Consider the following 6800-nt stretch of genomic DNA (forward strand, 5'->3'; position numbering starts at 1 on the left):
TATGACGATGTCTCAAACTTATAGCCAACACATTATCGGTTTCAACAGATGATTTTAATAATGATATTCATCTTATTTTTACATCTATAACAAAAAACAGTTAGAAATATAAAAAATTAATTTGCGCTATGCCCTGTGGTAGTGGAAAATACGCGCAATTAACTTGTATACCCATGATATTTCAAGATGCGAGTTTCAGGATACCTGAGCGATTCATGATCAAGACGCATCTTTTTATTAAGGGTAATTCCCTTAAAAAGAGATGTAACGAATAGCATGATTTGCTCAGGCATCCCCGTAGGGCTGGTTTAGAAACGCTTTATGCTGCGTTATTGATTTCGACAATAGAATAACTATTATCTTCAATCAATGCCTTGCCTAAAAACGTTTCTAATTCCAGCTGAATCCTGCATCTTGAGGTAACATGGGTATATAAAAATTCTCACTACAAAATAGATCTGGAGCAAATATGTCATCGCGTCAAGAACTAGCGAATGCAATTCGTGTTTTAAGCATGGATGCAGTACAAAAAGCAAAATCAGGACACCCTGGTGCCCCGATGGGGATGGCGGATATCGCTGAAGTTTTATGGCGTGATTTCTTAAAGCATAACCCAAGTGATCCTAACTGGGCTGATCGTGACCGATTTATACTTTCTAATGGTCATGGTTCAATGCTAATTTATTCTCTATTGCATTTATCCGGCTATGACTTGTCTATTGATGACTTGAAAAGCTTTCGTCAATTGCATTCTAAAACGCCAGGTCATCCAGAATATGGTTATACGCCTGGTGTTGAAACAACGACTGGCCCACTTGGCGCTGGTATTTCAAATGCGGTAGGTATGGCAATTGCTGAAAGAACTTTAGCAGCACAATTTAACCGTGAAAATCATGATATTGTTGATCACTTTACTTATTGCTTTTTAGGTGATGGCTGTTTAATGGAAGGTATTTCTCATGAAGCCTGTTCATTAGCTGGTACATTAGGTTTAGGTAAACTAATCACTTTCTGGGATGACAATGGTATTTCTATTGATGGTCATGTTGAAGGTTGGTTTACTGATAATACCCCGCAACGTTTTGAAGCATACGGTTGGCATGTAATCAGTGTTGATGGTCATGACTCTGCCGCTATTGCCGCAGCTATTGTAGAAGCAAAATCAGTAACAGATAAGCCAAGTATGATTTGTTGTAAAACAATTATTGGTTTTGGCTCTCCTAATAAGTCTGGTACACATGATTGTCATGGAGCACCATTAGGTGACGATGAAATTGCTGCGACTCGTGAATTTTTAAACTGGCCTCATGCGCCATTTGAAGTACCTGCAGATGTTTATGCCCAATGGGATCAAAAAGAAAAAGGTGCCGCTGGTCAAGTAAGCTGGAATGAAAAATTCAGTGCTTATCAAGCCGCTTACCCTGAACTTTCAGCTGAGTTTGAACGTCGTGTAGTTAACGGTGAATTACCTCAAGATTTTGAAGATAAAGCCAATGCATTTATCCAAGAATGTCATGAAAGTAGTGCAAACATCGCCTCACGTAAAGCCTCACAAAATACCATTGAAGCCTTCGGTAAAGTATTACCTGAAATGCTAGGTGGCTCTGCCGATTTAGCGGGTTCAAATTTAACGCTTTGGTCGGGTTCAAAAGGTATTGAAACTGACGCTGCGGGTAACTATATCTTCTACGGTGTGCGTGAATTTGGCATGAGCGGTATTATGAATGGTATTTCGCTTCATGGTGGTTTCATCAACTACGGCGCAACATTCATGATGTTTATGGAATATGCGCGTAATGCCGTACGTATGTCAGCTTTGATGGGTATTCAAAATATATTTGTTTATACTCATGACTCTATTGGCCAAGGTGAAGATGGTCCTACTCATCAGCCTATTGAGCAATTAACAAACCTAAGAACAACACCAAACTTAACGACATGGCGTCCTTGTGATTCGACAGAATCAGCCGTTGCGTGGAAAGCCGCTGTGCAAAACCAAAAAGCACCTTCAGCGTTAATTTTCTCTCGTCAAGGTCTTCCTGCAATGACACGTAACCAAACACAAGTAAGTGATATTGCTAAAGGTGGTTACATTTTACAAGATTGCGCTGGCACACCAGACGTTATTTTAATTGCTACGGGCTCTGAGGTTGGTTTAGCCGTTGATTCAGCTAAAGTACTAACTGAAGAAGGTAAAAAAGTACGTGTGGTATCAATGCCTTCTACCAATGTATTCGATTCTCAAAGCAGTGACTACAAAGCATCTGTATTACCTGCAAATGTCACCAAGCGTGTCGCTATTGAAGCTGCCCATGTTGATTTTTGGGCCAAATATGTTGGCTTAAATGGTGCTGTTGTTGGTATGACTACCTTTGGTGAATCTGCGCCGGGTAATGTATTACTTGAGCACTTTGGTTTCACCGTTGACAATGTAGTTAACACCGTTAACCAATTGTAAGGTTAAAATGATAATCGGCAAAAATGTATTCTATTTGCCGATTATCACCTAAGTGAAGTAAATATATGATAAATATTGCCATTAATGGCTTTGGACGTATTGGTCGCAGTATTGTTAGAGCCCTTTTTGAAAGCGGCCAAATAGACAATTTCAAAATCGTTGCTATTAATGATCTAGCGCCTGCTAGCGGCATTGCTCATCTATTAAAATATGATACCACCCATGGTCGCTTTGCTTTTAAAGTAGAACAACAAGGCGAACTATTATCTATTTTCACTGATAACACGACACAAAATGATATAGCTTTATACCATTTCGAACAGATAGAACAATTGCCTTGGCAAAAACACCAGGTTGATATAGTCCTAGATTGTACGGGTATTTTTGGTAGTAAAGCCGATGGTTTAGCGCATATAAAACAAGGGGCTAAAAAAGTATTATTTTCACATCCTTGTACGCACGATATTGATGCTACGATTATTTATGGTATTAATCATCAACAGCTCAACAATGATGATCGTGTGATTTCTAATGGTTCATGTACCACCAATTGTATTGTGCCAGTAATTAAAGTATTAGATGATGCTTTTGACATTGAAAGTGGCACAATAACCACTATTCATTCATCAATGCATGATCAGCAAGTTATTGATGCTTATCACCCCGATTTACGACGTGCTCGTGCAGCAAGTCACTCCATCATACCCGTTGATACTAAATTGGCCATAGGCATAGAAAGAATCCTTCCTAAATTTAAAAGTCGATTTGAAGCAATAGCCGTACGTGTACCCACGCTCAATGTGACTGCGATGGATTTAAGTGTAACAGTGAATAAAAACGTCACTATTGATGAAATACACCAAGTAATCAAAAATGCTCAAGCAACCTCCCTAGATAATTACGGTCTGCAGGGCATACTAGCTTATACGGAAGAGCCATTAGTTTCTGCTGATTTTAATCATGATCCACATTCTTGTATTGTTGATGGTAATCAAACGCGTGTCAGCCATAAACGGTTAATTAAAATGTTAATATGGTGTGATAACGAGTGGGGTTTTGCTAACAGAATGCTGGATACCGCTGCACAGATGGCAAAATAACAGAGTAAAGTTACTATTCACTTTACTCTGTCAAGTGCATCATTTCGTAGATTTATAATACTAATCTTATTAATAAATTTTTAGGTTTTCAATTAAGGCTTACTACAGGTGACGGATAGATGAATATAACTAACAAGCAGCTTATTAGACTGTTTTAGGTTTTATTTATATTGAAGTAAACATTGATTTAACATCTGCACATAAGGCTTTAAAATCATCACTTTTCATAAAATCAACATCAGGTAATATTCCTTTTTTCACATAGTTATTTAATAACACTTCTTGGGTTGATTTATTCTTAAAAACATTGTGATAAATAGCACCTGCGCGGATAAAATCTAAATAATGACTTTCTTTTGGCAAAACCGTCAAATCACTCCAACTTTCAGCAAGCAACGTTAGTTCATCTGAAAAACCCCAAGCTCGAGTAATACTACCGCCAATTGTTCCTGATAACTTTATAATAGCGTGATGTAAAAAGGTCGGGTTAGCAAAAATGCCGGGATGCTGTTCAGCTTCGGTTAAAATAGGTAATACACCTACATTATGTACGAGTGAAGCAAGGGTTATAGTATCTAGCGTTAGCGAAGTATGTTTATTATTTTTAAGGTACAAACTCATCAAACTCATCGCAACTGATGCTATATCTATTGTTTTGTGCCAATGCTTTTTCATATACATAGCAACAACATCATTTTCAGAAACAAATATTTGTTCAAGTGCCATCGCGGTAGAAATGCTCTTTATTTGACGCAAGCCAATACGTGTAGCAGCTTGAGATACCGTTTCAACTTTGATACTTCGTCCTAATAAAGCACTGTTAGCTACTTTTATCATACCTAGAGCAAGTGCAGGATCTTGTCCAATAATCTCACTCATATGACCCAAGCTAATGTCTGGGTCATCAGCTGCTTGTCTAACTCTAAGCGCAACTTCCGGTAGCGTAGGTAAAACCAAAGCACCTTGTTTTATTTTTTCCATCAAAATAGTATACAAGGCATTTTCAGTCGCCATAGAATTCTCCTTTTGTTTTATTTTACAGCATTCACTTATCGTATTCAAAATAGCACAATTTGAATGAACACCAAGCTTTTTATAATGTTTTTCAATATTGTACAGAAATCCAACATTAGCTATTTAGTATTTTCTCTAGTTTACAAATAAATGGTTTATCTTTATCACTAGTTTAGATTGCTCAGTGTGATGTATTTTCTTATAATATGCGCCCTATATATCTTGGTTCATTAAAATTGATCCTTTGTTAAAGATGATAAATTTATGCTTAAACCTGAATTACTTTCTCCTGCTGGTAGCCTTAAGAACATGCGTTATGCTTTTGCTTATGGCGCAGATGCAGTTTATGCCGGGCAACCTCGTTACTCTCTTCGGGTCAGAAATAATGAATTTTCTTTAGAAAACATAAAAATAGGCATAGATGAAGCTCATGCTTTAGGAAAAAAATTCTATTTAGTTAATAACATCGCCCCTCATAACGGAAAGTTAAAAACCTTTTTGAAAGACATTGCACCCGTTATAGCAATGAAACCCGATGCATTAATTATGTCAGATCCCGGTTTGATCATGATGGTTCGTGAAAACTTCCCAGATATGTCTATTCACTTATCTGTACAGGCAAACGCTGTTAACTGGGCAACAGTTAAATTTTGGCAACAACAAGGTGTTGAACGGGTAATTTTATCTAGAGAATTATCACTTGATGAAATTGAAGATATTCGTTTTCATTGTCCCGAAATGGAGCTTGAAGTATTTGTTCATGGCGCATTATGTATGGCCTATTCAGGCCGTTGCTTATTATCTGGTTACATTAATAAACGCGATCCAAATCAAGGCACTTGTACCAATTCGTGTCGTTGGAAATATGATACCCACGAAGCTAAAGAAACAGAAACGGGTGATATCATTGCAGTGCCCCCTACAAATAAATCACCCGAAATTTTTATGCCTGAAAATGTTCTACATGAAGATAGGCTACCTGAAGAAAAGCCAAAACCTATTGATGATGTGATTTTATTACAAGAGCAAGGCCGTCCAGGTGAGTATATGCCAGCATTTGAAGATGAACACGGCACTTACATTATGAATTCAAAAGATTTACGCGCCGTTGAACACGTTGAACGTTTACTTAAAATGGGCGTGCACTCACTAAAAATTGAAGGTAGAACAAAGTCTTTTTACTATTGCGCTAGAACTGCGCAAGTTTATCGACAAGCAATGAATGATGCTATTGCAGATAAAGCATTTAATCCTGATTTAAATACAGATTTGGAGCATTTAGCACATCGTGGTTATACCGAAGGATTTTTAAAACGTCATCGCCCTTCTGATACACAAAACTATGATTATGGTTACTCCAAAAGTGATACTCAACAATTTGTTGGTGAAGTATTAGGTCGAAATACAGAATCAGGGTTAGTTGAAATTGATGTTAAAAACAAATTCCTGGTAGGCGATTCATTAGAGTTAATGACGCCAAATGGCAATATCAGCTTTACCTTAGAAAATATGATCCATTGTAAAACAGGTGAAAAAATTACTGATGCCAAAGGCTCAGGTCATAAAGTTGCCATTGAACTAGATACAGAGTTAAATTTAGAGTTTGGTATTATCATGCGTTATTTAACAGAGGGCGGCACCACTCGTCACCCCTTTGCGCAAAATCAAGCAAACAAGTAGGATTTAGTTCTTATGGCTTTGTTTATTGAAGACAGCTGCATTAACTGTGATATGTGTGATCCTGAATGTCCCAACGAGGCAATCACGTTAGGAGAGCACATCTACGAAATAGATGCCGACAAGTGCACTGAGTGTATTGGGCATTATGACAAACCCACCTGTGTAAGCGTGTGCCCTATTGATTGTGTAAAGCCTGATCCAAACCATGTGGAAGATGAAGAAAGCTTGCTGGCTAAGTTTTTAAAAATGCACGGCTAATAATCACAGGTTAAAACTCATACTAAAACTTGAATAAAAAACATGCTAAAATCTAATCGACTGAAGTCATCTGTTCAAGTATTACACCTTACAGTTGCTTGGAAATACATATCTATACCCATGATACTTCACTACATGGATGTAGCTTATGTGGACTCCCCCCTGTCAACAATAAAAATTATTTTTAAAGAATTAAATGCGAACTTATGTACGAGCTCTAAATTGAGTAGCTAACTCTGGCTCTATGATATTTTCGCGGACGTATTTTCAAATCTTATTAACGAGCTCTA

Annotated in this window: 5 protein-coding genes; 4 read left to right on the top strand and 1 reads right to left on the bottom strand. The window is 37.5% G+C overall.

Going from position 1 to position 6800, the window contains the following annotated elements; all coding sequences use genetic code 11:
• Nucleotides 1–469 precede the first annotated feature (469 nt).
• Complete coding sequence (gene tkt / locus DWA31_RS03490; protein ID WP_114325274.1) at nt 470–2458, top strand: transketolase; 1989 nt, start codon at nt 470–472, stop codon at nt 2456–2458.
• Between the two features lie 65 nt (nt 2459–2523).
• Nucleotides 2524–3558, top strand: a complete 1035-nt coding sequence (gene epd, locus DWA31_RS03495) for an erythrose-4-phosphate dehydrogenase (protein WP_114325275.1) — start codon at nt 2524–2526, stop codon at nt 3556–3558.
• A 165-nt stretch (nt 3559–3723) separates the two neighbouring features.
• Here the strand turns inward: epd and DWA31_RS03500 are convergent, their stop codons facing one another.
• Entirely contained in the window at nt 3724–4572 is an 849-nt protein-coding gene (locus DWA31_RS03500; protein WP_114325276.1) for an HDOD domain-containing protein, read from the bottom strand.
• Nucleotides 4573–4836: 264 nt separating this feature from the next.
• Between DWA31_RS03500 and trhP the strand changes: the two genes are divergently transcribed.
• Both trhP and DWA31_RS03510 read left to right on the top strand, forming a co-directional pair.
• Nucleotides 4837–6252 carry a prephenate-dependent tRNA uridine(34) hydroxylase TrhP gene (trhP, locus tag DWA31_RS03505; protein WP_114325277.1) on the top strand — a complete coding sequence of 472 codons (1416 nt, stop codon included), beginning with the start codon at nt 4837–4839 and terminating at the stop codon, nt 6250–6252.
• 12 nt (nt 6253–6264) lie between these two features.
• Nucleotides 6265–6510: a YfhL family 4Fe-4S dicluster ferredoxin gene (locus DWA31_RS03510; RefSeq protein ID WP_114325278.1), complete on the top strand. Its 246-nt coding sequence runs from the start codon at nt 6265–6267 to the stop codon at nt 6508–6510.
• The last annotated feature ends 290 nt before the right edge of the window (nt 6511–6800 follow it).

It is taken from the genome of Candidatus Colwellia aromaticivorans, assembly GCF_003333305.1.
Taxonomy (GTDB): Bacteria; Pseudomonadota; Gammaproteobacteria; order Enterobacterales; family Alteromonadaceae; genus Colwellia; species Colwellia aromaticivorans.

Excerpts from the sequence above, each read along its gene's own strand:
- tkt (WP_114325274.1), top strand. The coding sequence starts at position 470 with ATGTCATCGCGTCAAGAACTAGCGAATGCAATTCGTGTTTTAAGCATG.
- epd (WP_114325275.1), top strand. The coding sequence starts at position 2,524 with ATGATAAATATTGCCATTAATGGCTTTGGACGTATTGGTCGCAGTATT.
- DWA31_RS03500 (WP_114325276.1), bottom strand. The coding sequence starts at position 4,572 with ATGGCGACTGAAAATGCCTTGTATACTATTTTGATGGAAAAAATAAAA.
- trhP (WP_114325277.1), top strand. The coding sequence starts at position 4,837 with ATGCTTAAACCTGAATTACTTTCTCCTGCTGGTAGCCTTAAGAACATG.
- DWA31_RS03510 (WP_114325278.1), top strand. The coding sequence starts at position 6,265 with ATGGCTTTGTTTATTGAAGACAGCTGCATTAACTGTGATATGTGTGAT.